The sequence below is a fragment of the Streptomyces sp. NPDC092952 genome, assembly GCF_044754785.1.
Lineage (GTDB): Bacteria > Actinomycetota > Actinomycetes > Streptomycetales > Streptomycetaceae > Streptomyces.
Window position 1 is genome coordinate 91,522 of the sequence record NZ_JBIVPT010000016.1, and the last position, 25,443, is coordinate 116,964.

General features: G+C 73.8%; 24 protein-coding genes. 10 read left to right on the forward strand and 14 right to left on the reverse strand.

Features of this window, described 5'->3' with window-relative positions; genetic code table 11:
• Positions 1-46 precede the first annotated feature (46 nt).
• The 4 genes from ACIQGQ_RS29295 to ACIQGQ_RS29310 are packed head-to-tail and all read right to left on the reverse strand — an operon-like array spanning position 47 to position 6,891.
• Positions 47-3,337 (reverse strand): SAV_2336 N-terminal domain-related protein, encoded by a 3,291-nt coding sequence (locus tag ACIQGQ_RS29295; RefSeq protein ID WP_402401118.1) that lies wholly within the window; start codon positions 3,335-3,337, stop codon positions 47-49.
• A gap of 7 nt (positions 3,338-3,344) precedes the next feature.
• Positions 3,345-4,358 carry an AAA family ATPase gene (locus ACIQGQ_RS29300; RefSeq protein WP_402401121.1) on the reverse strand — a complete coding sequence of 338 codons (1,014 nt, stop codon included), beginning with the start codon at positions 4,356-4,358 and terminating at the stop codon, positions 3,345-3,347.
• A gap of 29 nt (positions 4,359-4,387) precedes the next feature.
• Positions 4,388-6,466: a trypsin-like peptidase domain-containing protein gene (locus ACIQGQ_RS29305; protein WP_402401123.1), complete on the reverse strand. Its 2,079-nt coding sequence runs from the start codon at positions 6,464-6,466 to the stop codon at positions 4,388-4,390.
• Positions 6,463-6,891 carry a CU044_2847 family protein gene (locus tag ACIQGQ_RS29310; RefSeq protein ID WP_402401126.1) on the reverse strand — a complete coding sequence of 143 codons (429 nt, stop codon included), beginning with the start codon at positions 6,889-6,891 and terminating at the stop codon, positions 6,463-6,465. Before ACIQGQ_RS29310 ends, ACIQGQ_RS29305 begins: the two co-directional genes overlap by 4 nt.
• Before the next feature lie 188 nt (positions 6,892-7,079).
• On the opposite strand from ACIQGQ_RS29310, the gene ACIQGQ_RS29315 reads away from it, so the two are divergent.
• Positions 7,080-7,259, forward strand: a complete 180-nt coding sequence (locus ACIQGQ_RS29315; RefSeq protein WP_023586593.1) for a DUF6104 family protein — start codon at positions 7,080-7,082, stop codon at positions 7,257-7,259.
• 18 nt (positions 7,260-7,277) lie between these two features.
• On the opposite strand, the gene ACIQGQ_RS29320 is transcribed toward ACIQGQ_RS29315, so the two are convergent.
• Positions 7,278-8,120, reverse strand: coding sequence for a hypothetical protein (locus tag ACIQGQ_RS29320; RefSeq protein ID WP_402401130.1), 843 nt, complete (start codon positions 8,118-8,120; stop codon positions 7,278-7,280).
• A 161-nt stretch (positions 8,121-8,281) separates the two neighbouring features.
• On the opposite strand from ACIQGQ_RS29320, the gene ACIQGQ_RS29325 reads away from it, so the two are divergent.
• Positions 8,282-9,157, forward strand: coding sequence for a DUF4097 family beta strand repeat-containing protein (locus ACIQGQ_RS29325; RefSeq protein ID WP_366293199.1), 876 nt, complete (start codon positions 8,282-8,284; stop codon positions 9,155-9,157).
• A gap of 1 nt (position 9,158) precedes the next feature.
• Positions 9,159-10,139, forward strand: coding sequence for a helix-turn-helix transcriptional regulator (locus ACIQGQ_RS29330; protein WP_402401133.1), 981 nt, complete (start codon positions 9,159-9,161; stop codon positions 10,137-10,139).
• 51 nt (positions 10,140-10,190) lie between these two features.
• On the opposite strand, the gene ACIQGQ_RS29335 is transcribed toward ACIQGQ_RS29330, so the two are convergent.
• From ACIQGQ_RS29335 to ACIQGQ_RS29345, 3 genes are all read right to left on the reverse strand, one after another.
• Positions 10,191-11,627 carry a cellulase family glycosylhydrolase gene (locus tag ACIQGQ_RS29335; RefSeq protein ID WP_402401136.1) on the reverse strand — a complete coding sequence of 479 codons (1,437 nt, stop codon included), beginning with the start codon at positions 11,625-11,627 and terminating at the stop codon, positions 10,191-10,193.
• 32 nt (positions 11,628-11,659) lie between these two features.
• The gene (locus ACIQGQ_RS29340) at positions 11,660-12,625 is read right to left on the reverse strand and encodes a zinc-binding dehydrogenase (protein ID WP_402401139.1); all 966 of its coding nucleotides are present in this window, start codon (positions 12,623-12,625) and stop codon (positions 11,660-11,662) included.
• A gap of 172 nt (positions 12,626-12,797) precedes the next feature.
• The gene (locus ACIQGQ_RS29345) at positions 12,798-14,012 is read right to left on the reverse strand and encodes an NADP-dependent malic enzyme (protein ID WP_402401141.1); all 1,215 of its coding nucleotides are present in this window, start codon (positions 14,010-14,012) and stop codon (positions 12,798-12,800) included.
• Between the two features lie 536 nt (positions 14,013-14,548).
• Between ACIQGQ_RS29345 and ACIQGQ_RS29350 the strand changes: the two genes are divergently transcribed.
• The 3 genes from ACIQGQ_RS29350 to ACIQGQ_RS29360 are packed head-to-tail and all read left to right on the forward strand — an operon-like array spanning position 14,549 to position 17,231.
• Positions 14,549-15,496: an ABC transporter substrate-binding protein gene (locus ACIQGQ_RS29350; protein ID WP_402401144.1), complete on the forward strand. Its 948-nt coding sequence runs from the start codon at positions 14,549-14,551 to the stop codon at positions 15,494-15,496.
• Positions 15,497-15,525: 29 nt separating this feature from the next.
• Complete coding sequence (locus ACIQGQ_RS29355) at positions 15,526-16,473, forward strand: amino acid ABC transporter permease (protein ID WP_402401146.1); 948 nt, start codon at positions 15,526-15,528, stop codon at positions 16,471-16,473.
• Positions 16,470-17,231 carry an amino acid ABC transporter ATP-binding protein gene (locus ACIQGQ_RS29360; protein WP_366293181.1) on the forward strand — a complete coding sequence of 254 codons (762 nt, stop codon included), beginning with the start codon at positions 16,470-16,472 and terminating at the stop codon, positions 17,229-17,231. The genes ACIQGQ_RS29355 and ACIQGQ_RS29360 overlap by 4 nt, the downstream gene beginning before the upstream one ends.
• An 89-nt stretch (positions 17,232-17,320) precedes the next feature.
• On the opposite strand, the gene ACIQGQ_RS29365 is transcribed toward ACIQGQ_RS29360, so the two are convergent.
• The 3 genes from ACIQGQ_RS29365 to ACIQGQ_RS29375 form a co-directional block, all read right to left on the reverse strand.
• Positions 17,321-18,085, reverse strand: a complete 765-nt coding sequence (locus ACIQGQ_RS29365) for a hypothetical protein (RefSeq protein ID WP_402401149.1) — start codon at positions 18,083-18,085, stop codon at positions 17,321-17,323.
• Positions 18,082-18,570, reverse strand: a complete 489-nt coding sequence (locus tag ACIQGQ_RS29370; protein ID WP_402401151.1) for a SigE family RNA polymerase sigma factor — start codon at positions 18,568-18,570, stop codon at positions 18,082-18,084. Before ACIQGQ_RS29370 ends, ACIQGQ_RS29365 begins: the two co-directional genes overlap by 4 nt.
• Before the next feature lie 150 nt (positions 18,571-18,720).
• Entirely contained in the window at positions 18,721-19,494 is a 774-nt protein-coding gene (locus ACIQGQ_RS29375; RefSeq protein ID WP_402401154.1) for a class I SAM-dependent methyltransferase, read from the reverse strand.
• A 76-nt stretch (positions 19,495-19,570) separates the two neighbouring features.
• Between ACIQGQ_RS29375 and ACIQGQ_RS29380 the strand changes: the two genes are divergently transcribed.
• Positions 19,571-20,200 (forward strand): CGNR zinc finger domain-containing protein, encoded by a 630-nt coding sequence (locus ACIQGQ_RS29380; protein WP_352278446.1) that lies wholly within the window; start codon positions 19,571-19,573, stop codon positions 20,198-20,200.
• Here ACIQGQ_RS29380 and sodX read toward each other — a convergent pair.
• Positions 20,104-20,553, reverse strand: a complete 450-nt coding sequence (gene sodX, locus ACIQGQ_RS29385; protein WP_402401157.1) for a nickel-type superoxide dismutase maturation protease — start codon at positions 20,551-20,553, stop codon at positions 20,104-20,106. The genes ACIQGQ_RS29380 and sodX overlap by 97 nt on opposite strands.
• A gap of 208 nt (positions 20,554-20,761) precedes the next feature.
• Between sodX and sodN the strand changes: the two genes are divergently transcribed.
• Complete coding sequence (sodN, locus tag ACIQGQ_RS29390) at positions 20,762-21,157, forward strand: superoxide dismutase, Ni (protein WP_352278442.1); 396 nt, start codon at positions 20,762-20,764, stop codon at positions 21,155-21,157.
• 83 nt (positions 21,158-21,240) lie between these two features.
• On the opposite strand, the gene ACIQGQ_RS29395 is transcribed toward sodN, so the two are convergent.
• Positions 21,241-21,774: an AAA family ATPase gene (locus tag ACIQGQ_RS29395; protein WP_402401162.1), complete on the reverse strand. Its 534-nt coding sequence runs from the start codon at positions 21,772-21,774 to the stop codon at positions 21,241-21,243.
• A 32-nt stretch (positions 21,775-21,806) separates the two neighbouring features.
• Between ACIQGQ_RS29395 and ACIQGQ_RS29400 the strand changes: the two genes are divergently transcribed.
• Together ACIQGQ_RS29400 and abc-f are read left to right on the forward strand one after the other, a co-directional pair.
• Positions 21,807-21,971 carry a hypothetical protein gene (locus tag ACIQGQ_RS29400; RefSeq protein ID WP_402401165.1) on the forward strand — a complete coding sequence of 55 codons (165 nt, stop codon included), beginning with the start codon at positions 21,807-21,809 and terminating at the stop codon, positions 21,969-21,971.
• A 287-nt stretch (positions 21,972-22,258) separates the two neighbouring features.
• Positions 22,259-23,926 carry a ribosomal protection-like ABC-F family protein gene (gene abc-f, locus ACIQGQ_RS29405; protein WP_402401168.1) on the forward strand — a complete coding sequence of 556 codons (1,668 nt, stop codon included), beginning with the start codon at positions 22,259-22,261 and terminating at the stop codon, positions 23,924-23,926.
• A 24-nt stretch (positions 23,927-23,950) separates the two neighbouring features.
• Here the strand turns inward: abc-f and ACIQGQ_RS29410 are convergent, their stop codons facing one another.
• Entirely contained in the window at positions 23,951-25,348 is a 1,398-nt protein-coding gene (locus ACIQGQ_RS29410) for a glycosyltransferase 87 family protein (RefSeq protein WP_402401171.1), read from the reverse strand.
• Positions 25,349-25,443 lie beyond the last annotated feature (95 nt).

Genomic DNA, 25,443 nt, shown 5'->3' on the forward strand with positions numbered 1-25,443 from the left:
GAAGGGCCTGTGGGCCAGGTGTCCGCACCCGGGGGTGCCGGGCGGTTCAGCGGTCCAGCTCCGCGAGCCGGGCGGCGGTCGCGGCGCCCGCCGTGCCGCCGCCGTCCGGCAGCTCGCGCCAGGCCCGCAGGGCCGCCCGGTAGGCGTCGCGGGCGGCCCGGGGGCGGCCTGCCCGCTCGTAGGTCATACCCCTCCAGTGACCGGCTGTAGCGCTCAATTCGATCGCATCTTCGAGGAGTTGGCGGCTGTCCGACTTCTCCCGGGCCGTTCCGGCCGCTTCGGCGGCGCTCCGGAACGCCTCGGCCGCCTCGTCGAGCCGGGCCGGGCGGTCGAGCACCCGGGCGGCGTCCAGGTGGGCCCGGCCCAGCTCCAGCCAGCAGCGCGCCCGGGTCAGCGGGGTGGCCGCCTCACCGGCCGCGAGGCCGAAGAGGTGCTCGGCCTCGCGGAGGTCGACCCGGTCCTCGGTGGCCCGGTGGCGCAGGATCAGTGCCCGGCCCAGCAGCAGCAGCCGCTCGGCGAGGTGTCCGCCGCCGGCCGCGGTCTCGGCGCGGCAGTCGCGCAGCACCCGGATCGCGGCGCCGATGTGCGGGCGCCCGTCCGGCAGTGCGGCCCGGCGCAGCAGGGTGGCGCCCCATTCGGCGAGGAGGTCGGCGTGGGTGCGGGAGTCGCGGGGCACGTCCCGGGCGGCCCGGCCGAACCACTCGGCGGCATCGACGAGTTCGGCCGGGTCGCCGGTGTCCTCGTACCGTGCGGCGCGGATGCGGCCGGCCCGGATCCGGAGCGCGGCGCGGCGCCGCTGGTCGCTCTCGGTGGCCAGGGCCCGGTCGACCAGGGCCGCGGCCTCGTCGGGTGCGGCGCCGGAGGCGAGCAGGGCGTCCACCAGGTCGAGCAGGACGCGGGGGGCGGTGCCGGTGGTGCGTCCCGGGCCGCCCCGCTCGTACGCGGTGCGCAGGGAGCGGGCGGCCTGGGCGGCGTAGGCCCGGGACCGCGCGGTGTCGGCGGTGGCCCCGGCGAGCTGGAGCAGGGTCCGTCCGTGGGCCAGCAGCAGGGGGGTGGGCAGGGCCGCCCGGTCGGGCCGGCCGTCGGCGAAGGCCTCCAGCATGCCGCAGGCGCTCTGGAGCGGCGCGGTGTCGCCGTCGAGCCGCCACTGCGCCTCCAGGGCCCGGACCCGTTCCAGGGTGAGCCGCAGGGCCTCGGCGGGTTCCAGGCCGGGGGCCGCGCAGGCGGCGGTGTACTCGCGGTCGGCGCGGCGCAGCAGTTCCAGTGCCCCGGGCCGGTCGCCGCGCCGCCGCCGGTCGTCGGCGGCGGCGTGCAGCACCTCGGCGAGGACGGCGCGTTCGTGCGGGGCGGCGGGGGGTGCGGCGGCCCGTTCGGCGGCGCGCTCGGCCTCGGCCAGCAGCTCGGCGCCGCCCCGGACCTCCCAGAGCCGCAGGGTGGCGCGGGCGTACTGCGCCCACGGCCCGGACTCCTCTTCCTCGACGGCGTCGCGCAGCAGCCGGACGGCGTCGATGAGGTACTGCACCATGCCGTCCGACTCGAACCGCCGCAGCAGTTCGCGGGCGTCCTCCTCGGCCGTGCCGGTGGGACCGCCGGGTACGGGGTGTCCGCCGGGCCCGGTCCGTGCGGCGAACTCGCCGGGCAGCGGCATGAAGCGTTCCAGCACCCGGACGGCGACCTCGGCGAAGGGGCGCGGGACCTGGGGCCCGTCCTTCTCCGGGTCGCCCTCGTCGCCCTCCCCGGCGCCGGGGAGCGGGGGGTGGCCGCCCTCGCCGAGCTGGGCGAGGGCCAGGGCGGGGAAGTTGGGCCCGCCGCGTCCGAAGCGCCGCTCGATGTACTGGGAGCAGTGCTTGAGGACGAGCAGGGCGTCGTCGCGGCCCAGTGAGCCGAGCAGCGCCTCCTGGGCGCCGGGGACGAAGGCGTACCACTGGTCGTCGTGGGCGGTGCCGGTGCCGCTGCGGGTCAGCAGCCCGCTGAGCAGGACCTCGGCGAGTTCGGAGGGGCCGGAGTGCGGCAGCATCGTGCGCTGCACCAGTTGCATCACGGGCAGGTGCAGCGGGGCCGCCGCGAGGTGGACGGCGAGCTGTCCGGCGGCGGGCGAGGCCGTCGCGCGGAAGCGGTCGACCAGCCGGCGCGGGGAGGGTTCGGCGGCGGAGCGCCGGGGGGCGGCGGGCGGCTGGTCGGCCCGTACCCAGCCGACGGCGCCGAAGGTCTGCCCGGCGCCGGTGCCGGAGAGCAGCCGCGCCCAGGCCGCCAGCGCCCCGGCGACCGGCGGGAGGACCGGCACGGCGAGGGCGCCGGGGTGCGTGGCCGGGCCGGTGCCCGGGTGTTCGACGACCTTCAGTACGGCGGCCCCGCCGGGTCCGTCGCCCCGGGAGAGCGCGCCCCGGGTGACCGGGAGCCGGGTGCGGCCCCACATCCGCTGCGGGAGCGGCTGGAGCACGGCGGCCGGTGCCTGGGCGGCCAGGTGGTGGAGGAGGCGGTGGGCCCGGCCGCTGTGCCAGAGGGGTCCGGCGCAGTCGCTGACCAGTACGGTGAGGCGGCGGCCGGTCGGATCGCTGAGCCGGTCCGCCGAGTGCAGGGGCGCGGCGGCCGGGTCGGGGCTGCGGCTGACGGTGGCGGCGCCGTCGGGCCCCTGGTGGAGATAGCGCGGCCGGACGTCCCGGAAGGCCCCCAACTGGCCGAATATCTGAAGGAGTTCGTCGAACATCCGGCGCCACACCAGCATCGAGGACGAGGCGTCCATGACGCACTGGAGGACCGCCTCGCCGCGTGCCTCGCCGCGGAAGACCGGGATGACCAGTCCGCCCGCGCGGGCGCTGAGTTCGGCGGTGGCCGTCTCGTCGAGGGTGCGGCGCATCGGTGGCGCGGCGGGGCGGTAGCGCCGCAACGGCCGCAGGGCCCGCTGGAGTTCGAGCGGGGCGGGGAACGCCGGGGCGGCCGGCACCCCGAAGGCGAGCGCTCCCCCGCGCGCCGTACCGTCGCCGTCCGGGGCGGTCGGGGGGCCGGGGCGCGGTACGGGGTGGAGGGCGATCCGGTCCGCGCCGGCGGCGGGCGGCCGGGGCCGGTCGCCGGGGGCCGGGGGCGCGGGGTGCGGGGCGGCGGGGGGCGGGGCGGGGGCGGGTTCCGGGGCGTCGGCCCGTGTGCCGCCACTCGCCTCCTCCCGCTGCGGGGGCGCGGCCGGGGGGCGGGCCCAGCGGGCCAGCCAGAGGGCGTCGCGGAGCTGCTCGACGCCGGGGTCGAGACCGGCCGCGCGCAGCCGGGCGACGAGTTCGGGGTAGTGCCCGGTGTCGTCGGTGCCGTGCTCCTGGGGTGGGCCGTCCGGCCCGGTGCCCGCCATCGGCCCGTCACCTCGGCCGGTCGAGTCGCTGGATGAGCAGGTCGGCGAGGCGGTCGCGGCCGGCCGGGGCGGCGGCGTCGGTGAGGTAGATCGCGTTCAGCAGCTGGTCGGTGGCGAGGAGTTCGGTGCGCGACCGCTCCAGGAACCGGGCGATCAGCTCGTCCCCGTCGCGTGCCGCGTCGTCGCCGAGGTGGGCCCGCACGAAGGTCGCCAGGCGCTGGTGGTCGGGGCGGCCGAGCTCCAGGTGGATGCAGCGGCGCATCAGCGGGGCCGGGAAGTCCCGTTCACCGTTGCTGGTGAGGACGGTGAACGGGAAGGCCGTGCACCGCACCCGGCCGTCGCGCACCGTGACCTTGTTGCCGTCGTCGTCCAGGACCCGGGCCTCGCCGCCGGGCAGCCGGTCGGCGATCCGCTCCAGTTCGGGGATCCGGAACTCGCCCTCCTCCAACACGTTGAGCAGGTCGTTCGGCAGGTCGATGTCGCTCTTGTCGAGTTCGTCGATGAGCAGCACCCGGGGCCGGTCGGAGGGGAGCAGCGCGGTGCCGAGCGGTCCGAGCCGGATGTAGCTGCCGACGTCCTCGGTGGCCGGGGCGGCGCTGTCGCCGTGCGCGGCGATCTGGACGTCCTGGAGGCGGGCGATCGCGTCGTAGTGGTAAAGCCCGTCGAGGAGGGTGGTCCGGCTGACGACCGGCCAGCGCAGGACCCGGCCGAGGCCGAGCTCATGGGCGACGGAGTGGGCCAGGGTGCTCTTTCCGGCGCCGGGGACGCCGGTGACCAGGAGCGGGCGGCGCAGATAGAGCGCCGCGTTGATCATTTCGAGCTCCTCGGCGCCGGGCCGGTGGAGTTCGGCGATGCCCCGGTGGCCGCCGAGTCTGCGGTCGGCGGAGCCGTCCCCGTCCCCGCCCGCCTCCTCGGCGCGGGCGGCGAAGTCGCGCCAGGGCGGCGGCGGGGGCAACTGGCTCATGCCGTCGTGCGGTTCGCCCGCTCCTCGGTAGATGAGCCATTCGCCGGGTTCACTCATGACGGTCTCCTCGTCCTCGCTCGGGGGCATCACGGCGCCTGCAGGAAGAGATCGGGGGCGGGTGGCCGAGGGGGTCCGTAGACCAGGGCGATGCCGTCCGACCAGTAGGTGTCGACGCGGCCCTCGCGCACCCCTTCGCGCAGTGCGCGGACGCGCTGCGGGAGCTGGGCGGCGCTCCCGGCCCCGTCGACCGTGTCGACCACCCTGAGGTGGAACTCCGCGCAGGTGGCGGCCCGTTCGTCCCGGGGGCGCCGCCACAGGGCCACCCCGTACCCGGCGGCGAGCAGCCGGGCGAACCAGTCGGCCCCCCGGGCGTCGTCCCGGCCGCCGTACCGGCAGAGCACCGGCACGGTGCGGTGCTCCAGACCGCGCAGCTCGGCCGTCGGCGGTACGGGGACGCGGAGGCCGTCGTCGCAGTCGAGGACGGCGGCCCGCGCCGGGCCGGTGTGGACGCGATCCCAGCGGGCCGTGCGCTCCGCGGCGTACGCCTCGTACTCCTCGTCCGTCCCGTACGCGTGGGAGTCGTCCGGGTCCGGGTCCGGGCAGTGGACGACGACCGGACGCTGGACGCCGAGCGGGCGCCCGTCCCCGGGCAGCTCCCACCGGTCCACCTCCAGGTCGAGCAGGTCGGGGCCCGCCACCACCTGGAGGACCGCCGGGCCGTCCGGTTCGTCGCACATCCGGAACGCCTTGCCGAGCGGGGCGGCGAGCCGGGCCGGGAGCTCGTCGAGGCGGGTGCCCCGGTGGTTCTCCGCCACCGGGAGGTCCTCGTCGTGCGGGCGGGCCACGACCCGCCAGTCGTAGCGGTCCGGCTCCCAGGCGCGGGCCTCCAGGTGCAGCGCGACGACCGCGGGCGCGGGCGGCCGGACCGGCGCGGGGTCCGGGCCGGCGGCCGGGGCCCGGTGGTGCGCGTCCTGCTCCCGCAGCCGGGCCAGCTCGCCCCGGAACGGCCGGCGCAGCCCGCCCGCCGCCTTCTCCACCCAGTCCCACAGGGCGTCCTCGGCGGGCTTGGTGGACGGCAGGACGTAGGGGCGTTCGGCGGTGGCGGCGGCCACGCAGTAGCGCAGGATCCGCTCCAGCGCCTCGTCGCCCTCGCGGGTGTCGTGCAGGACGCCCAGCCCGTCGCGCCAGCCGCGCGGGGCCGGGACGCCGAAGGCGCGGTGCGTGTGCCCGAGCGAGCCGAGGATGTCGAGCAGGCCGCGGGTGCTGACCGGGGGCGGGAGCGTGGCGAGCCGCCCCAGCAGGTCGACGCGCTGCTGCGGGGTGAGCGCCGGACCGGCCGCCGCGCCCAGCTCCCGCTGGACGTCCGCCCAGGTGTCCCGGTCGTCGACGGGGCTGTTGTGCCGGTCCGCGTGGTAGCGGTCGTGGGCGTGGAACACGGCCTGGTAGAGGTCGTCCGGCTCGGCCTGGACGGCCCGTTCCGGCACCGGCAGCGCGCGCAGCCGCTCCACCCCGATCGCGGTGCCGCCGGCCGTGTCGGTGGCGCGGGACTTGAGTACGCCGACGACCTCGCCGCGCGCCAGGTCGACCACCGGCCCGCCGGACATGCCGGGGTAGAGCTGGCTCGCCTCGATCAGCACCTGCGCGTCGTCCTCGTCCCCGTCGTCGAGGGTGCCGACCACCCGGCACTCCCGGCCGAGCCGCCGGGGCGGTCCGGCACCGCCGTCCGCCCAGCCAGCGAAGTAGTACGTGCCGCGCCGCAGGCCGGTGGGGCGCTCGCTGACGTACACGCAGGGGTGCTCGACGGGGCGGAGCAGCTGGACGAGGGCCAGGTCGGGCGGGGGCCAGCCGCTGCGGTCGGGCCGCCGCCCGGGCAGGGCGGCCCGGACCGTGCCGCCGACCCGGACGGACTCGCCCCCGGCGGTCCGGAACACCACGTCCACCCGGTGCCCCCTTCCCTCCGTCGCGACGTGCGCGCAGGTGAGGACCCAGCCCGGGGCGACGAAGAACCCGCTCCCCAGGAAGGCGCCGCCGTCCCCTCCCGTGTCCGGCCCGCGCCCGGGTCCCGGCCGGTGGATGCGCACGGTGGCGTCCCGTACGAGGCCCGTCAGCGCGGATTCGGGGTCGTCGCCGTCCCGCCACGCGCCCCCGTCCGGCGGGGGTGTCACGGCCCGATTCCGCCGTCCACCCCGGTGCGGTCCGGATGCGCCGGTGCGCCGGCGGGCGGGTCGAGGGGCGGCGGGCCGCCGTTCCAGGTCAGGGTGACCTTGAGGGAGCCCTTCGCCTCGCCGTCCGCGAGGAGCCCGACGACCTTGCCCGCCCTCGCGGTCAGCTCGATGCCGAACTCGACGCTGACCGTGTCGGGCCGCACCGCCCGCAGCGGTTCGGCGAGCGAGCGGGCGACACCGGTCACGACGGAGTGCAGCCCCTCGACCCGGGCCTGCATCCGGTCGGCGACGTTCCCGGCTCCGATGTCCGAGAAGGCCGGACCCGCTCCGGCACCGGCCGGTTCCTCGGCACCGGAGATCCGCGCCCAGACCTCCGTACCGTCGGGCAGCTCGATCCGCGTGATCCGGGCACCACCGTCGTCCATGAAACCCCCCGTTCCACAACTCCCCGCAGGTTAACGGCAGTTGCCCACCGAAGCGAGGTGTGCGGAGCAGGACGCCACCGGACCGCCGACCGGTTCCGGACACCGCCGCACGGGGCCCCCGGGCGCGGCCGGGAGCCCCGTCCCGGCCGCGCCCGGGACGGCCGCCACCAGGCATTAGGCTGGTGGCCATGTACTTCACCGACCGTGGCATCGAGGAGCTGGAGAAGCGCCGGGGCGAGGAGGAGGTCACCTTCGAGTGGCTCGCCGAGCAGCTCCGTACGTTCGTCGACCTCAACCCCGACTTCGAGGTGCCGGTCGAGCGCCTCGCGACCTGGCTGGCCCGTCTCGACGACGAGGACGAGGAGTAACCGCCCGCCGGCTCCCCCTCAGGGCGTTCCGGCGCCCTCCTCGGCGTCCCTGATCCGGTCGTAGGCGAGGCCGAGCGCGCCGTGCGCCAGCAGCAGGGTGCCCGCGAGCGCCCAGCCGCCGCCGCGCCGGACCCCCAGGAGGACCAGCGGCAGCCCGGCGGCGATCTGGGCGGCGGCCAGCGCGCGGGCCCGGGGGCCGCGCATCCAGGGCCCGAGGCGCCCGCGCTCCACCGCGTCCAGTTCGGCCCGTACCGCGCGCCGCCAGCCGGTCCAGACGAGCGCCTCCGACTCGGGCCGCTCGTCGGCCGCCGCGTACAGCCGCTCGCCGGGGGTGTCCGGGTCGAGGCCGGGCGGCAGGACCAGCCCGATCCTGGTCAGTACGGCGACCAGTCCGCGCAGCCGGATGCGGGCGTCGGCGTCCGCGTCCGGCCGGGTCAGCTCTTCGAGGGCCTGGACGTCCAGTACGGGGTCGAGGCCGAGGCGCTCCGCGAAGGTGCGCATGGCCTCGTCCTCGCCGGCCGGGGTGCCGTCGGCGAGCCAGACGTAGCCGACCGGGCGGCGGAACCCCGTCGCGAGGATGTATCCGGCCCGGTCGCCGTCCCACCACAGGGCGAGCACGGGCCAGGTCGAGCCGACCGCGAGCGCGGTGGCCCAGCCGGCCACCACCCGGTCGACCGGCTCCACGTCCGCCTCCCCCGCACCGTCGCCCTGCCAGGGCTTCCCCTCGGGCACCAGGACGGACCAGCCGTCCCCGGCGGGGGCGAGCAGCATCCGCTCGCGCAGCAGATGGGCCACCGGGCGCACGGCCTCCGGTTCGGCCCGGCACAGCAGCAGCGCCCCGGCGGGGGATGTCGCGTTCATGGCTCACACGCTAGGGCACCATGCCCTGGTTCGACACTATTTGCCGCACCATCACCCCTCCACCCGCAGGACAGGCCTTGACTTCCGCATGCCGCGATATATCGTGTTCAACAAGAGACGCGATATGTTGCGTCATTCCGTGTTCCTGGGAGGTCAGATCCATGCCCGTGTCGACCTGGGCCGTCCCCGAGCCCCAGAAACTGGCCTTCGACGCCCCGGTGACGTCGCTCGACGTACGCCTCGTCGGCGGCACCGTCAACGTGGTGGGCACCGACGAGCCGACCGCCCGGCTGGAGGTCACCTCGATCGAGGGGCCGCCGCTGATCGTGACCCAGGAGGACGGGGCGCTCACGGTCGCCTACGAGGACCTGCCGTGGCAGGACTTCCTCAAGTGGTTCGACCGCCGGGCCCGGCAGCGCCGCGCGGTCGTCTCGCTCGCCGTGCCGGCCGGATCGGCGGTGAAGGTCGGGGTGGTCGGCGCGGGCGCCGTCGTCTCCGGCGTCCACGGCCGGACCGAGGTCCGGGGCGTCACCGGCGACACCACGCTCGTCGGGCTCGGCGGCCCGGTCCTGGCCGACACGGTCTCCGGCAGCGTCGAGGCCCAGTCGGTCGCGGGCGAGCTGCGCTTCCACTCGGTCTCCGGCGATCTGACGGTGGTCGAGGGCGCCGGGGCGGCCGTGAAGGCGGAATCGGTCAGCGGCAACATGGTCCTCGACCTGGACCCGACCGGGCGGCCCACGGACATCCGGCTCACCACGGTCTCCGGCGAGATCGCCATCCGGCTGCCGCACCCGGCGGACGCGACGGTGGAGGCCAACACCGCGAGCGGCTCCGTCTCCAACGGCTTCGAGGACCTGCGGGTCAGCGGCCAATGGGGCGCGAAGAAGATCACCGGCACGCTCGGCGCCGGGACCGGGAAGCTGCGCGCGACGACCGTCTCCGGCTCGATCGCCCTCCTGCGCCGCCCGTCGGCCGAGGACGGCGCACCCGCCGAGGACGGCCCGTACGATGCCGAGCCGACCGGAAAGGTGCTCTGACATGCCCCCCGTTTTCGCCCACGGCCGCCTCCGCCTCTACCTGCTGAAGCTGCTCGACGAGGCCCCCCGCCACGGCTACGAGGTGATCCGGCTCCTGGAGGAGCGCTTCCAGGGGCTGTACGCCCCCTCGGCGGGCACGGTCTATCCGCGTCTGGCGAAGCTGGAGGCCGAGGGGCTCGTCACCCACGCCACCGAGGGCGGCCGCAAGGTCTACTCGATCACCGACGCGGGCCGCGAGGAGCTGGCCGGCCGGACCGCCGAGCTGGCCGATCTGGAGCTGGAGATCCGCGAGTCGGTCTCCGAGCTGGCCGCCGAGATACGGGACGACGTGCGCGGTGCGGCGGGCAAGCTGCGCAGCGAGATGCGGGCGGCGGCGGACGAGACCCGGCACACCTCCGGCCGCAAGGGCCCCCGGGAGAACCCGTTCGGCGACCTCGGGGACCTCACCGACACCGAGGCGTGGCGCGCGGCGAAGGAGGAGCTGCGCAAGGCCAAGCAGGAGTGGAAGGAGCAGGCCCGCCGGGCGAAGGACGAGTCCCGCCGGGCCCGCGAGGAGGCCCAGCAGGCCCGCCGCCAGGCCAAGGAGGCCCAGGACCGGGCGCGCGAGCAGATGCAGAACGCCGTCCGCCAGGTGCAGGACCACTTCGCGCGCGGCGACTGGCCGGCGGGCGTACGGGACGGGCTGGCGGAGATCACCGGCCAGCTGGGCGGCCTGGCCCGCACCGGCAACTGGTCCCCGTACGTCAAGCCGGACCCCGCCGGGGCCGACCCCGACTGGGGCCGGGACACCCCCGGCACCGGCGACCCGGCCCGCGACCTGGACCGGCTGCTGGACCGCTTCCGCGACGACATCCGCGACACGGCCCGGGACCGGGGGGTCACCGAGGAGCAGCTCGCCGCGGCCCGGGGCCACCTGGCGACGGCGGCGGCCCGCATCGACGCGCTGCTGCGCGGTGACAGTGGGGCCGCCGCCGACGGCTGAGGCTCCTGTGCCGGACGGGGCGGCCGACCCGCCCGGGCCGGGCCGCCTCCGTCACCGGGACGCGGGCCCCGTCCCGGTCACCGTCACCGTGACGCGTGTCCCGGGGCGGGCCCGGACGCTCACCTCTCCCCCGTTCCTGCGGACCTCGGCGCGGCCCTGCACCGCCACCCGCCACCGCCCGGCGGCCGGCGGCAGCGAGATCTCCGTGGCCCCGCCCCGGCCCGCGGTGTAGGCGAGCCGGTAGACGCGCGCCACGTCGTCGTACGTGTCGGAGCGGACGGTTCCGGCGACGGCGGAGGCATACGGGGTCGCGGTGCGCTCCTTGTTGGCGGCGAAGTCCCCGTTCCCGTCCAGGGCGCAGTAGCCGCCGCCGTAGCACCACACATAGCCCGCCCAGCCCGAGGTGTAGCGGCTCAGCGAGGCCATCGCGTCCCGGTAGAAGCGGCCCATCATCGGCAGCCGGTTGTTCAGCGGACCCCACTCCCCGACGACGACCGGCATCCGCCGCTCGCGGGGGTACGCGGTGACGGCGGCCTCGTACGCCTCGATCCAGCCGGCCGCCGGGTCGTAGTCGGCGCCCGCCTCCATCGCGGTGTTGTAGAAGTGCGGGGCGTAGACGGTGCGGCGGTCGCGGATCGCGCCGAGGCCGGTGGGGACGCCCTCGCCGACGATCGGGGTGGGCTCCACGAACAGCCAGTTGCTCCGGTCCGCCGTGCGGACGGCGCGGGCCAGCCGGTTGTACATGGGGGTGAGCTGCCGGGCCTCGATGCGGCGGGCGGCGGCCGGCAGGTCCTCGCCCTCGCCCAGCTCCCCCATCGGCTCGTTGATCAGGTCGTAGCCGAGGACGGCGGGGTGGCGGCCGAAGCGCTCGGCGAGGAGCCGCCACATGGCGGCCTGGGCCCGCTGGAGGTCGGCGTCCTCGTAGAGGTGGGTGAAGGCGCGCTGGACGGCCGGTTCGAAGTACTCCGCGAACCAGTCGTCGGGGTGCGGGGTGAAGGGCAGCCCGTCGGTACGGGTCGCCCAGGCGGGGATGCCGCGATGGCCGAAGGCCGGGCCGAACACGTCCTGGTGGGCGTCGATGAGCACCTGGATGTCGTACTTGTGCGCCCAGTCCAGGATCCGGCCGATCCGGCGCAGGTACTCGGCGCTGTAGTGGCCCCGGCGCGGTTCCAGGTCGTCCCAGAAGATCAGCAGCCGGGCGAAGTTGAAGCCCTTGGCCCGAAGGTCGCGGAAGTGCTTCTCGGTGATGGCGGTGAGGGCCCGGTCACCGCTGTTCGCCTTGTCCTCGACGTTCCAGCCGCGCAGGGTGAGCGTCCGGCCCCGGTCGTCGGTGAGCGGGGGGATCGCCGCCCGTTCCCGGGCGGTCGGTGGTGCCGGTGGTGCCTGGTGTGCTTCGGCGGCGGGGGCGAGGGCCCCCGCCGCGAGCACGAACGTCGTCATGATCGAGGTGGCGGCGGTGGCCGCCCGTATCCGCGTCCGCTTCAGCATGGCGCAGATCAGAGCAGCTCACCGGTCACACCTCAAGAGCAGGTGAGCACAATCTTGCCGAAGTGGTCGCCCGCGGCCAGCCGTTCGAAGCCCTCGCGGGCCCGGTCCAGCGGCAGCACCTCGTCGACGACCGGGCGGACCCCGGCATTCGCGCAGAACGCCAGCAGGTCCTCCAGCTCGTCCTTGCCGCCCATGGTCGAGCCGACGACCTTCAGCTCCAGGAAGAAGATCCGGGTCAGCTCGGCGTGCGAGGGCCGGTCGCCGCTGGTCGCGCCGGAGATGACCAGGGTGCCGCCGGGGCGCAGCGACTTCACGGAGTGGGACCAGGTGGCCGCGCCGACCGTCTCGATGACCGCGTCGACCCGCCGCGGCAGCCGTGCACCCGGCTCGAAGGCCTCGACGGCGCCCAGCTCGACGGCGCGCTTCCGCTTGGCCTCGTCGCGGCTGGTCGCGTAGATCCGCAGTCCGGCGGCCCGGCCGAGCACGATCGCGGCGGTGGCGACACCGCCGCCCGCGCCCTGGACGAGCACCGAGTCGCCGGGGCGCACCCCGGCGTTGGTGAAGAGCATCCGGTACGCGGTGAGCCAGGCGGTCGGCAGGCAGGCGGCCTGCTCGAAGCTGAGCTCCTTCGGCTTGGGCAGCACGTTCCAGCTGGGGACGGTGACCTGTTCGGCGAAGGTGCCCTGGTAGCGCTCGGTGAGGATGGAGCGGGGCTCGTCCGGGCCGACCCCGTGGCCGCTCTGGCCGATGACGGAGTGCAGGACGACCTCGTTGCCGTCCTGGTCGACCCCGGCCGCGTCGCAGCCGAGGATCATCGGCAGCTTGTCCTCGGCGAGGCCGACGCCGCGCAGGGACCAGAGGTCGTGGTGGTTGAGGGAGGCGGCCCGGACGGTGACGGTGGTCCAGCCGGGGCGTGCCTCGGGGGCCGGGCGTTCGCCCAGTTCGAGGCCGTCGAGGGGGCGGTCGCGGTCGATGCGGGAGGCGTAGGCGGCGAACATGACCCGACGATAGGCCGGGGCGCGGCGGGGCGTAACCGGCCGCGGGTGTGACGCGCGCCGCGCGGGGTCGGTACCCCCGCGCGGCGCGGGGCGAGGGACCGGGCCCCTCGCCCCGCCCGGCTCAGAGCCTGTCGGGTGGCCTTCGATCGGTCAGAGGTCGCCCGACGGGCCCTCAGCGCCGGGCCACGCCCTCGGCCCGTGCGGCCGCCGCCACCGCGGCCGTCACGGCGGGGGCCACCCGCTCGTCGAACGGCGACGGGATCACGTAGTCCGCAGCGAGCTCGTCGCCGACGACGTCGGCCAGCGCGTTCGCCGCGGCGATCTTCATGCCCTCGGTGATCCGGGAGGCCCGGACCTGGAGGGCACCGGCGAAGATGCCGGGGAAGGCCAGCACGTTGTTGATCTGGTTGGGGTAGTCGGACCGCCCGGTCGCCACGACGGACGCGTACTTGTGCGCGATGTCGGGGTGGACCTCGGGGTTCGGGTTGGCCATGGCGAAGACGAACGCGCCGGGCGCCATCGAGGCGACGGCCGCCTCGGGGACCGTGCCGCCGGAGACGCCGATGAAGACGTCCGCACCGGCCAGGGCGGCCTCCAGCGGACCGGAGATCCCGGCCCGGTTGGTCAGCTCGGCCAGCTCGCGCTTGACCTCGGTGAGGTCCTCGCGGTCCCGGCTCACGACGCCCTTGCGGTCGGCCACGGCCACGTCGCCGAGCCCGGCCTCCAGCAGGAACTTCGCGATGGCCACCCCGGCGGCGCCCGCGCCGGAGATGACCGCGCGCAGGTCGCCGAGGCTGCGGCCGGACAGCTTGGCGGCGTTGCGCAGGGCCGCGAGCGTCACGACGGCGGTGCCGTGCTGGTCGTCGTGGAAGACCGGGATGTCGAGCCGCTCCTGGAGCTTGCGCTCGATCTCGAAGCAGCGCGGGGCCGAGATGTCCTCCAGGTTCACGCCGCCGAAGGAGGGCGCGAGCCGGACGACGGTCTCGACGATCTCGTCCGCGTCGGTGGTCGCGAGTGCGATCGGCACCGCGTCGACCCCGCCGAACTGCTTGAAGAGGATCGCCTTGCCCTCCATCACGGGGAGGGACGCCTCGGGCCCGATGTCGCCGAGGCCGAGCACCGCGGTGCCGTCCGTCACGACAGCGACGACCTGGGACTTCCAGGTGTAGTCGTTGACCAGCTCGGGGTTGTCCGCGATGGCGCTGCACACCTTGGCGACGCCGGGCGTGTACGCGAGGGAAAGGTCGTCCTTGTCGCGGATCGGGACGGTGGCCTGCACGGCCATCTTCCCGCCGCGGTGCAGCGCGAAGGCCGGATCGAACGGCTCGTCGGTGCTGCTGTTGTCGGTATTGCTGTCGCTGCGAGGATTGACGATCTCCGCTGCCATGGTGTTGACCCCTTAAGTCTTCATCTTTTTGAGGGTGGCCACTCCTGGTTGAGGAGGGGTGGGCGGGCACCGCGTACGTTCCCTGCGTCGGCGGTTGGCCCGCACCGGCAGGGGGAACTACATACGCGCGGGCGCGCCGCACAACGCGCCCCGAGCCCCTGATGAGGGGTGTAAAGGTCTTTCTTACCGGACAGAGCCCGTCATCGACGAGTCCGGGGCGGCTCGGTGACGTGACTCATACTCGAATATCTGGACATGTCAGCTCGACGGCGAAAGTGTCCACCTGTCAAGACGCGCCACAGATTCTCCGGCCGGGAAACCGTTTCCCCGAAGAACGTCCGGCCCCGCACATCGGCCCAGTACCGGCCTTCTGGGCTACTGGGACGGCCCGTTATCCGATTTTGACATGTTCAGCGGCAAGTTTGAGCCAGTCCGAATGGCAAGATGCCCTAACCAATCAGGGGGGCGACATCGACAGTCACGTGTCCATACCGCCTGGCACCACACCACCCTCACCTGCCGGAGGAATCCCGATCATGACCGCACGCACCATCTGTCGACCGACCGCGAAGCACCGGATCGCAGCGGTCGGCGCCATCGCGGTCGCCGGCACCATGCTGCTGACCGCTTGTGGCGACCAGACGAAGAACGGCTCGCGCCCCGCCTCGTCCGACCAGGCCCCGCTGGCCCATCTGCTGCCCGCGGCGATCAAGGACAAGGGAACGCTCCGGGTCGGTTCGGACATCGCCTATCCGCCGGTCGAGTTCAAGGACAAGTCCGGCAACACGGTCGGCATCGACCCCGACATCGCCGCCGCCATCGGCAAGCAGCTCGGTCTGACCCTCCAGTTCCAGAACGGCACGTTCGACACCCTGATCACCGGCCTGCGCTCCAAGCGCTACGACCTGGCCATGTCGTCCATGACCGACACCAAGGACCGCCAGCAGGGCATCGACCCCGAGACGAAGAAGAAGGTCGGCGAGGGTGTCGACTTCGTCGACTACTTCAACGCCGGTGTCTCGATCTACACGCGCAAGGGCGACGACCAGGGCATCTCGTCCTGGGCCGACCTCTGCGGCAAGAAGATCGCCGTCCAGCGCAACACCGTCTCGCACGACCTCGCCAAGGCCGAGTCGAAGAAGTGCCCGGCCGGCAAGTCGATCACGATCGAGACCTTCGACAACGACCTGGAGGCCCAGACCCGGCTGCGCAGCGGTGGCGTCGACGCCGGCTCCTCCGACTTCCCGGTGGCCGCGTACGGGGTGAAGACCTCGGGCGGCGGCAAGGACTTCCAGATGGTCGGCGAGCAGGTCGACGCGGCCCCGTACGGCATCGCCGTCGCCAAGGGCAACGACCAGCTGACCCAGGCCATCCGGGCGGCCCTGGACGCGATCATCAAGAACGGCGAGTACGGCAAAATCCTCGCCAAGTGGAAGGTGGAGGACGGGGCCGTCACCGAGGCCAAGATCAATGGCGGGTCCTGACAGGGCATCGGCGCAGAAAGGTTCTTCCTGTGACTGACTTCGAGAAGAAGAGAACCGGCCCGGCCGACCCGCCGCCCGCCCCGCCGTCCGGCCCGCAGGCGATCCGGGCCATCCCGGTCCGGCACTACGGCCGGTACGTCTCGGCGGTCGTCGCCATCGGCGTCCTCGTGGCGATCGTCTACGCCTTCAGCCAGGGCAAGATCAACTGGGGTGCGGTCCCCGACTACTTCTTCGACGACCGCATCCTGAAGGGCGTCGGCCAGACCCTGCTGCTGACCGCCCTGTCCATGGTCATCGGTGTCGTCGGCGGCATCCTGCTGGCCGTGATGCGGCTGTCGAAGAACCCGGTGACCTCGTCGATCGCCTGGTTCTACATCTGGTTCTTCCGCGGCACCCCGGTCCTGGTCCAGCTCTTCGTCTGGTTCAACCTCGGCCTGGTCTTCGAGTACATCGACCTGATGCCGATCTACAAGGACTACTGGTCGAGCTTCATGACGCCGCTGCTGACGGCGCTGCTCGGCCTGGGCCTGAACGAGGCCGCGTACATGGCCGAAATCTGCCGTGCGGGACTGCTCTCCGTCGACGAGGGGCAGACGGAGGCCGCGCACGCGCTGGGCATGAGCCACAACAAGACGCTCCGCCGCGTCGTGGTCCCGCAGGCCATGCGGGTGATCGTGCCGCCCACCGGCAACGAAGTGATCAACATGCTCAAGACGACGTCGCTGGTGGCGGCCGTCCAGTTCTACGAGCTGTTCAAGTACGCCCAGGACATCGGGCAGGGATCCGGGGCCCCGGTCGAGATGTACTTCCTGGCCGCCGCCTGGTACCTGATCATGACCTCGGTGCTCAGCGTCGGCCAGTACTACCTGGAGCGGTACTACGCGCGCGGTTCCAGCCGCAGCCTGCCGCCCACCCCGTTCCAGAAGGTCAGGGCCAATCTGCTGTCCCTGGGCCGCCCGAAGGGAGGCATGGCATGACCGCCATGGTGAAGGCCGAGGGCGTCCACAAGTCCTTCGGCGCCGCGCACATCCTCAAGGGCATCGACCTGGAGGTCGCGCCGCGTGAGGTCTTCTGCCTGATCGGCCCGTCCGGCTCCGGCAAGTCGACGTTCCTGCGGTGCATCAACCACCTGGAGAAGATCAACGCCGGCCGGCTGTACGTCGACGGCGAACTGGTCGGCTACCGGCAGAAGGGCGACAAGCTCTACGAGCTCAAGGACAGCGAGGTCGCGCTGAAGCGCCAGGACATCGGCATGGTGTTCCAGCGCTTCAACCTCTTCCCGCACATGACGGCGATCGAGAACGTCATGGAGGCACCGGTCCAGGTCAAGCGCGAGTCCAAGGCGGTGGCCCGGGCCCGCGCCGAGCGGCTGCTGGACCGGGTCGGCCTCGGCGACAAGGCGAAGAACTACCCCTCGCAGCTCTCCGGCGGCCAGCAGCAGCGGGTGGCGATCGCCCGCGCCCTGGCCATGGAACCGAAGCTGATGCTCTTCGACGAGCCGACCTCGGCGCTCGACCCGGAGCTGGTGGGCGATGTCCTGGACGTCATGCGCGGACTCGCGGAGGACGGCATGACCATGATCGTCGTCACCCATGAGATGGGCTTCGCCCGCGAGGTCGGCGACGCGCTGGTCTTCATGGACGACGGCGTGGTCGTCGAGTCGGGCCACCCGCGCGACGTGCTGACCAACCCGCAGCACGACCGGACGAAGTCGTTCCTGTCCAAGGTGCTGTGAGCCCCGGGCCATGAGGCCGTCAGGCGTATGAGGGGGAGGGCCGCGCGGCCCTCCCCCTTCCCCTGTCCCCTTCTCCCTTTCTCCTCCGGCTACTTCTTCGGCAGCATCGCCGGGTCGAGCAGCAGGGACCGCAGCTGGTCCCGGGTGAGCGGCGGGTTCTTCAGGAGCGGCCCCTGCGCCCGCTTCCCCTCGAAGCCGGTGCTGCCGCGCACGGCCAGCACCCCGCCGTCCTTCATGACGAGCCGGCCGCTCAGCTCGGGCCCCCAGGGCAGTGCGACGCCCTTCATCGAGTCGGTCCAGGTGGTCAGCACACTGCCGTCCGGCTGCTTCTCGTTCACGCAGTCCGCCGCGCCGGGGACACCGTTGGAGGGCTTGCAGATGTCCGGCGCCCGACCGCCGTTGCCGGTGTTCATGTAGCCGATGGTGAGGTAGCCGACGCCGCCGTCCCTGCGTACGGAGTAGCTGCCGTCCAGCGGTCCCTGGAGGTGCGGCATCTCCCGCTCGGAGGTGTCGCCGTTGAGGATCACGGCCATCGAGACCTCGTTGACCACCCCGACGCCCTTGGGCAGCACCTTCATCAGTTCCTTCTCCCGGCCGCCGTTGCCGACCAGCTCGACCGGGGCCGCCACCGTGGCCTCGGGCTCCGCGGCCGGGCCGCCGCCGCTCCCGGCCGGGGACAGCCCCGGCAGGACGACCGCACCGGCCGCGACGGCGGCGACCGCCGCGGTCGTGACGCCGGCCCGGCGGCGCAGCCGCGCCCTGGCGACCCCGGCGTACACCGCCCGTACCGAGGTCTCCGGCTCCCCCGCGCCGTCCGCGGCCCGCCCCAGCAGCTCGTGCACGTCGTTGCTCATACCAATTCCTCCGCCATCTCGGCGCGCAGTGCCGCCAACCCCCGAGCCGTGTGGCTCTTGACCGTGTTCTCCCGCATCCCGAGCAGCTCGGCCGTGGCCTCGACGCTCAGGTCCTCCCAGTAGCGCAGGACCAGGACGGCCCGCTGCTTGTCGGTGAGACGGGCGAGCGCCGCCCGTACCGCCAGACCGGTGTCCGTGTCGGCCGCCCGGTCGGGGCGGTCGGGCAGTTCCCCGTAGGCCTGCTCGCGCCGCCAGAACCGGCGGCGGGATGCGATGAAGGTGTTGATCAGCGTCTTGCGCGCGTACGCCTCGATGTTGTCGAGCCGTCCGTACCGCCGCCCTCCGAGCACCACCTTGACCAGCGTCGCCTGGACCAGGTCATCGGCTTCGTGCCGGTCGCCGCAGAGCAGGTACGCGCTGCGGAACAGCGCGGTACGTCTGCCTTCGACGAAGGCGTGCAGCGCGGCATCGTCATCGATCCGCATCGTCGGCGCCCCTCTCCCGGGTCCGCGGGTGCGGACCGTCTCATCCCTTCCAGTGCGGTGGGGGACGCGGCGGGTTGCAGCGCACACGGGAGAGGAGGAGGGCGACGTACCGCCCTCCTCCTCTCCCGCCCCTTACGAACGGTCCGCCCCTCACTTCACGGCGAGCACCAGGGTGTCCGAGGGCGAGGCCCAGACGGCCCGCGCCTCACCGAACCCGGCCGCGCGCAAGGTGTCGATGTGCCAGGCCACCGGGGGCATGTCGCCGTCCGCGTGTTCACCGTAGATCCGGAACCGCTCGGCGGTCGGCCCGGCCAGCGCCGGGTCCTTGGCGGCCAGCGCCCACCAGTCCGCCCAGTCGACCGCGCCCGCCTCCCTGGCCCGGTCCATGACGGCGTGCCGGTGGGCGCGCTCGGCCGCGTTGATCCGGGGCGTGGCGGTGTCGATCATGTGGTCCGCGTTCATGAACACGCCGCCGTCCCTGACCAGCCCGCCGATGTGCCCGTAGAGCGCGGTGAGCGGTTCGGTGTGCAGCCAGTGCAGGGCGGTCGCGGTGAGGACGGCGTCGTACGAGTCGTACGGCAGCTTCGCGGCCCACCCGGGGTCCTTGAGGTCGGCGGTGACGAACTCGACGCGCCCGTCCCCCTCGAAGGAGCCGCGCGCGATGGTGAGCAGCGCGGGGTCGAGGTCCACCCCGGTACTGGTGGCTTCCGGGAACCGCCGGAGCAGCCGGTCCGTAATACTTCCCGTACCGCACGCGAGGTCCAGCACCCTCGGCCGCGGCCCCACGACGGCCTCGACCATGTCCAGCATCACCCGGAAGCGCTCCTCGCGGTCGGGCATGTACCACTCCTGCTGGCGGTCCCAGCTCTCCTGCCAGGCCCGCCAGTCCGTACCTGTCGACGTCTCTGCCACCGGAACCTCCATGTAATACCCTGAATACCGAACAGCCCATTACATCTTTCGACGCATCGACCATAGACCGACGCCGTAAGGACTACAAGTGGAACTGGCCTATTACTCGGATTACGCCGTACGTCTGGTCAACACCGAGGAGCCGGCCCGTAACAAGGACTGCCTCACCTCCGTGGAGGCGGTCCGCGAGCTGTTCGGCCCCAACCAGCAGGCCGCCCGGCGCGCCACCGACGCGGACGTGACCCGCTTCAGGTCGGTACGGGCCCGGCTGCGCGCGGTCTTCGAGGCGGCCGACGGGGGTGACGAGACGCTCGCCGTCGACCTGCTCAACTCGCTGATGCTGGAGTTCCCGGTCAGCCCGCAGATCTCCGGCCACGAGACCCGGGACGCGGACGGCAAGCCGGACTGGCACATGCACCTGGCCGACCACCCGTCGAACGCGACGGCCGGCTACGCCGCCATCGCGGCGATGGGCCTGGCCTTCCACCTCACGTCGTACGGGGTCGACCGGCTCGGCCTGTGCGAGGCGTCGCCCTGCCGCAACGCCTACCTGGACACCTCGACCAACCGGTCCCGCCGCTACTGCTCGGACCGGTGCGCGACCCGTGCCAACGTGGCCGCCTACCGGGCCCGCAAGCGCCTGGAGACGGAGCGGGCCGCCGACACCGGCCGCAGCGCGGAGACCGCCCAGCTCACCACGGACCGCAGCGAACGCTGATCCTTCGCCAGCGGCCGGTAGCGCAACCGGGCCGTGGCCAGGACGAGCTCCTCGGGGACGGCACCGTAGTCCATGCTGTCCCCGCCCGCGAAGCTGTTGTCGGCCAGCACCCACCAACCGCCCCGGCGCCGTTCGGCGGCCCTCTTCACCACCAGCAGGTCCTGCTGGAACGGATGGCGCAGGATCACCACGTCACCGGGGCGGACCCGGGCCCCGTACTGCACCAGCAGCCAGTCGCCGTGATGGAGCGTCGGCACCATCGACGGCCCGGTCACCTCCACCACCTGGAACGGCCCCCGCGCCGCCGGCCCCCGCCCGGACCGCTCCCGCGTCGGCTCAGGCGTTTCCGGCATCTTTGGCACCTCTCGCATCTCCGGTACCTCCCGGCCCGTCCCGCACACATTCCGTACCCGCCCCGACAACAGCGTCCCGCATCACTGGGCCACTGGCCCCATCCTCGCCCCGGACTTTTGGCCTAAGCCCATGGGGGCACCCGGGAAAACCCGTCTCTCACCGAGTAATGTCCCACCTGAGAAGACGATCACGAGGAAGGACAGCTCAATGCTTTCCCGCCTGTTTGCCCCCAAGGTGAAGGTCAGCGCCCACTGCGACCTGCCCTGCGGCGTGTACGACCCGGCCCAGGCCCGCATCGAGGCGGAGTCCGTCAAGGCCGTCCAGGAGAAGTACCAGGCCAACGAGGACCCGCACTTCCGGGCCCGCGCGGTGGTCATCAAGGAGCAGCGCGCCGAGCTCGCCAAGCACCACGTCTCGGTGCTGTGGAGCGACTACTTCAAGCCGCCGCACTTCGAGAAGTACCCGGAGCTGCACCAGCTGGTCAACGACACCCTCAAGGCCCTCTCGGCCGCGAAGGCCTCCACGGACCCGGCGACGGGCCAGAAGGCCCTGGACCTGATCGCCCAGATCGACAAGATCTTCTGGGAGACGAAGAAGGCCTGACCTTCTCGCCGCTCGGCAAGGAAGGGAGGCCCGGCCGCCTCGTGCGGCCGGGCCTCCCTTCCTCGTTCCCGCCCGCCCCGCCTTCAGGCCCCTTCGGCCCGCCGGTGCCCCGCCAGCACTGCCAGGAGCGCGCCGAGGTCACCCCGGTGGACGATGACCTCCTCGTCCTCCCCGGGCGGTTCGAAACGGCCGAAGAAGTCGTCGAGCGCTTCGGGCGTGACCACGAGGGCGTTGGCGTCCCCACGTCCGCCGCGCCCGGCCAGCCGCCGCACCAGCTCGTCGCGGCCGACAGGCAGGTGGACGACCAGCGGCAGACCACCCGCGTCACGGGCCGCCCGCCGCCACGCGTCCCGCTCGCGACGGCGCCACAGGCCGTGGTCCAGGACCACGTCGTTCCCGGCCGTGACCTCCTCGACGAACCTCTGCCGGACCGCCTCGACGACGGGCCGCTCACGCGCGAAGTAGGTGTCCTCGGGATAGTCCACGCCGTAACGGCCGTGCAGGCGGTGGACCTCCTCGTCGACGGAGAGACGCGTGAACCCCCGCTCGGCCAGGGCCCGGGCAAGGGTGGTCTTCCCGGAACCGGGCAGACCGGCCAGGAGAACGGCGAGGGGCACGGGGCAGTCCTTACGCCCGGAGCCGTCCGTGGGTGTCGGCACCGTCCCAGCATGCCCAACGACCTGCCCCCTGGCCGATCGCCCTCTACGAGAAGGCCTTCGCACGGCTGCGGGCCGCAGCCGCCCACGGCGGTGACGCCGAGGCCCTCCTGCTGAAGGCCCACGCCCACTGGACAGGAATCGCCGCACAGGAGTGAACGGCCACGTCCTCCCAGGTCAGCCGGGACGTGCGTGCCCATGGGGACATGCTCCGCGAACGTCGCTGAGCCCTGTCGGCGGGTGGGCGACCACGCCTCCTCGCCGCGGTCACGCACTCCGTGCCCCCGTAAACCAATGGAGCGGGACGATGCGCCTTGTTACGGTGAGGGCATGGCTTTCCTTTTCTTCGTCTGAGTCCGGGCACGGCCCCTGCCGCCGTTTCTGCTGCCCGTAGACCCTTCGCATGCCCAGGGAAAGCCCTATGCGCGACCGCGCTCATACCGTCATGTCCACCGCCACCCCCGCCGTGGCGCAGCTGTCCGTCAGGTCCGCCACCAAGTCGTACGGCACCCGGACCATCCTCGACCAGGTCTCCTTCACCGTGCGGCCGGGCGAGAAGGCCGCCGTGATCGGTGAGAACGGCTCCGGAAAGTCCACCTTGCTGCGGCTGCTCGCCACGGTCGAGGAGCCGGACGCCGGGGAGGTCACCGTCCGTTTTCCCGGCGGGACCGGTCATCTCGCCCAGACCCTCGGCCTCGACGCGGGCCGCACCGTGCAGGACGCCGTCGACCTCGCCCTGGCCGAACTGCGCGACATGGAGCGGAGGATCCGTGTCGCGGAGGAGGCCCTCGCCGACGCGTCGGAAGCGGAACTCGCCGCGTACGGGGATCTGTTGATCGCCTATCAGGAACGCGGTGGATACGAGGCGGACGCCCGCGTCGATGCCGCCATGCACGGGCTCGGGCTGGCCCGGATCGGCCGGGAGCGGCTGCTCGGCTCGTTGTCCGGCGGCGAACAGTCGCGGCTCGCGCTCGCCTGCTGCCTGGCCGCCGCCCCCGAACTGCTGCTCCTGGACGAGCCGACGAACCATCTCGACGCGGCGGCCGTGCGCTGGCTGGAGGAACACCTGCGCGCCCACCGCGGCACCGTCGTCGCGGTCACCCACGACCGCGGTTTCCTGGAGCGCATCGCGACCACGATCCTTGAGGTCGACCGGGACGAGCGCACCGTGCGCCGGTACGGGGACGGCTGGGCCGGTTACCGCGCCGCGAAGGCCGCCGCCCGGCACGGGGCGGAGCAGCGGTACGCGGACTGGGTCGAGGAGGTGGCCCGGACGGAGGAGCTGCTGGAGGCCGCCGGCCGGCGGCTGGCCGTCACCGGACGCGACCCGAAGCAGGGTTTCGGCAAGCACCGCCGCTCCAGCGAGGCGAAGCTCGGCGGGCAGGTGCGCTCGGCGCGGGAGCGGCTGGAGCGGCTGCGGCGCGAGCCGGTGGCGAAGCCGCCGGAACCGCTCCGGTTCACGACGCTGCCGCCGTCCGCGGACGCCGGTCCGGTCCAGGAGGTACTCGCCGAACTCGACGGCGTACGGGTCGGGGAACGGCTGAGTCTGGACGGGCTCCTGACGATCGGGCCGGGGGGCCGCCTGCTTGTCATGGGCGGGAACGGGGCGGGCAAGACGACGCTGCTCCGCGTCCTGGCGGGTGAGCTCCGACCGGACGCGGGCACGGTGCGCCGCCCCGCCCGCGTCGGCTATCTCGCCCAGGAGCTGCCCGCCCGCGCGACGCGGCTGCCGCTGCTCGCCGCGTTCGCCGCCGGGCGCCCCGGGCCGCCGGACGAACACGCCGAACAGCTGCTGTCCCTGGGCCTGTTCCGCGAACAGGATCTGCACGTCCCGGTCGCCGCCCTGTCCGTGGGCCAGCAGCGGCGGTTGCAGATCGCGACGCTGGTGACCCGGCCCGCGGACCTCCTCGTCCTCGACGAACCGACCAACCACATCGCACTCGACCTGGTCGAGGACCTCCAGGCAGCGCTCGCGGCGTACCCGGGGGCGGTGGTCGCGGTCTCGCACGACCGGGACTTCCGGGCGTGCTTCGGGGCCGAGCGGCTAGAACTGCGCGCCGGCCACGGGCGCTGCTCCGGCCCGGTCCGGCCCCGGAGGGGGTCCGGCGCTTGACCCTGAGGCCCCGCAGGCCGGTGCTCAGCGGGCGGCGGGGAGGCCGGGGTCCTCGGACGGGTGTGGCTCCGCCCGGAGGCGGGGGTTCTCCGGAGCCGGGCCCGGGGCGCGGGTTCTCCGGAGCCACCAGCCGATGCCCACCGCGAGCGCCGCGCAGCCGTAGGCCGGGGCCGTCGCCGGTCCGGCGAGGTACGCCACCGCGCCCGCGCCGGCGATGGCCAGCCATTCCCACCGGCCGTCGAGGACCACCAGGGCGATGAGCAGGAGCGCGTACCAGGAGTAGCCGGGGGTCAGGACCAGGAATGCCGCCCCCACCGTCACCAGGGCTCCGGACCAGGGCCGTTCGGGGTCCTGGTGCCGCCAGACCGCCACCGCCACGGCCAGCAGCACCAGCGCGGCCGCCGGGAGCGCCCAGGCGTCGGGGAGGAGCAGCCGGAGCAGGGCGTAGCGGCGGCCGGCCGCCGCGTCCTCGTACCCCTCCTCCTGGGCGTAGCCGGTCAGGTAGCCGAGCACGGGTTGCCGGGAGACCAGGACGTAGGGGAGGTACAGCGCGCCCACCGACACGGCCACGGCCGTCAGGGTCGCGAGGGCCGGGCGCGGGCGCCGGATCCCGGACAGGGTGCCCGGCACCAGCAGCAGCGGCAGCAGTTTCGCCGCCACCGCCGCCCCGAGCAGCAGTCCGCCCACGATCCGGTGCCGGGCGACGACGACCACCACGGCGACCGACAGCAGGACGGCCAGCGTGTCGATGTGGGCGTTGTTCACCGCCTCGACGGGGACGGCCGGGCACCACCCCCACCAGGCCGCCCGCCGGGGATCGCCCCGGCGGCGCGACACACCGGTCAGCAGCCCGGTGACGGCCAGGGACAGCAGGGCGCCACCGGCCTGGAGCGCCTTGTGGCGTACCTGGTCGGGGGAGACGGCGTGGACGAGGAGGAACCAGCCCTCGGCGACCGGCGGGTAGATGGTGTGGACCGTGGGCCGGTTGATCCGGGTGCAGCCGCCGTCGGCGAGCGGGGCCAGGTCGTGGTCCTTCGTCGCGCACACCTCCGGCCCGGGAAAGAGCCAGCCGTCCCGGAGCCCTTCGACGGCCCGGTCGGCGGGGGCGTGGTCGTACGGGGAGGTCCCGGCGGCCTGGACCCGGCCGTCCCACGCGTAGCGGTAGGAGTCCGTGCTCGTCCGGGGCTGCGCGACCAGCCCGGTGGCGGTGACGACGATCGCCCCGGCGAGGACGAGCGGGGCGACCGACCGGGCCGGGACGGTACGCAGGGCCACTACCGCCGCCGCGAACAGGGCCCAGGTCCCGGCGTACCCGTACAGGAATCCGGAGCCCGTCGCGCCGCTGTGGAGCAGCGCCACCGAGGCGGCCGCGAGACAGGCGAGCAGGGAGCCGGTGAGGAGGACGGGGCGGGTGCGTGGCATGGGCGCAGCCTGGCAGCGCGCCGCGTCCTCCGGCGCGCGACATGGCGCGGCGTTCGGGTTTCGTAAGGTGTCGGACCGCCCGTGAACACCCCGCT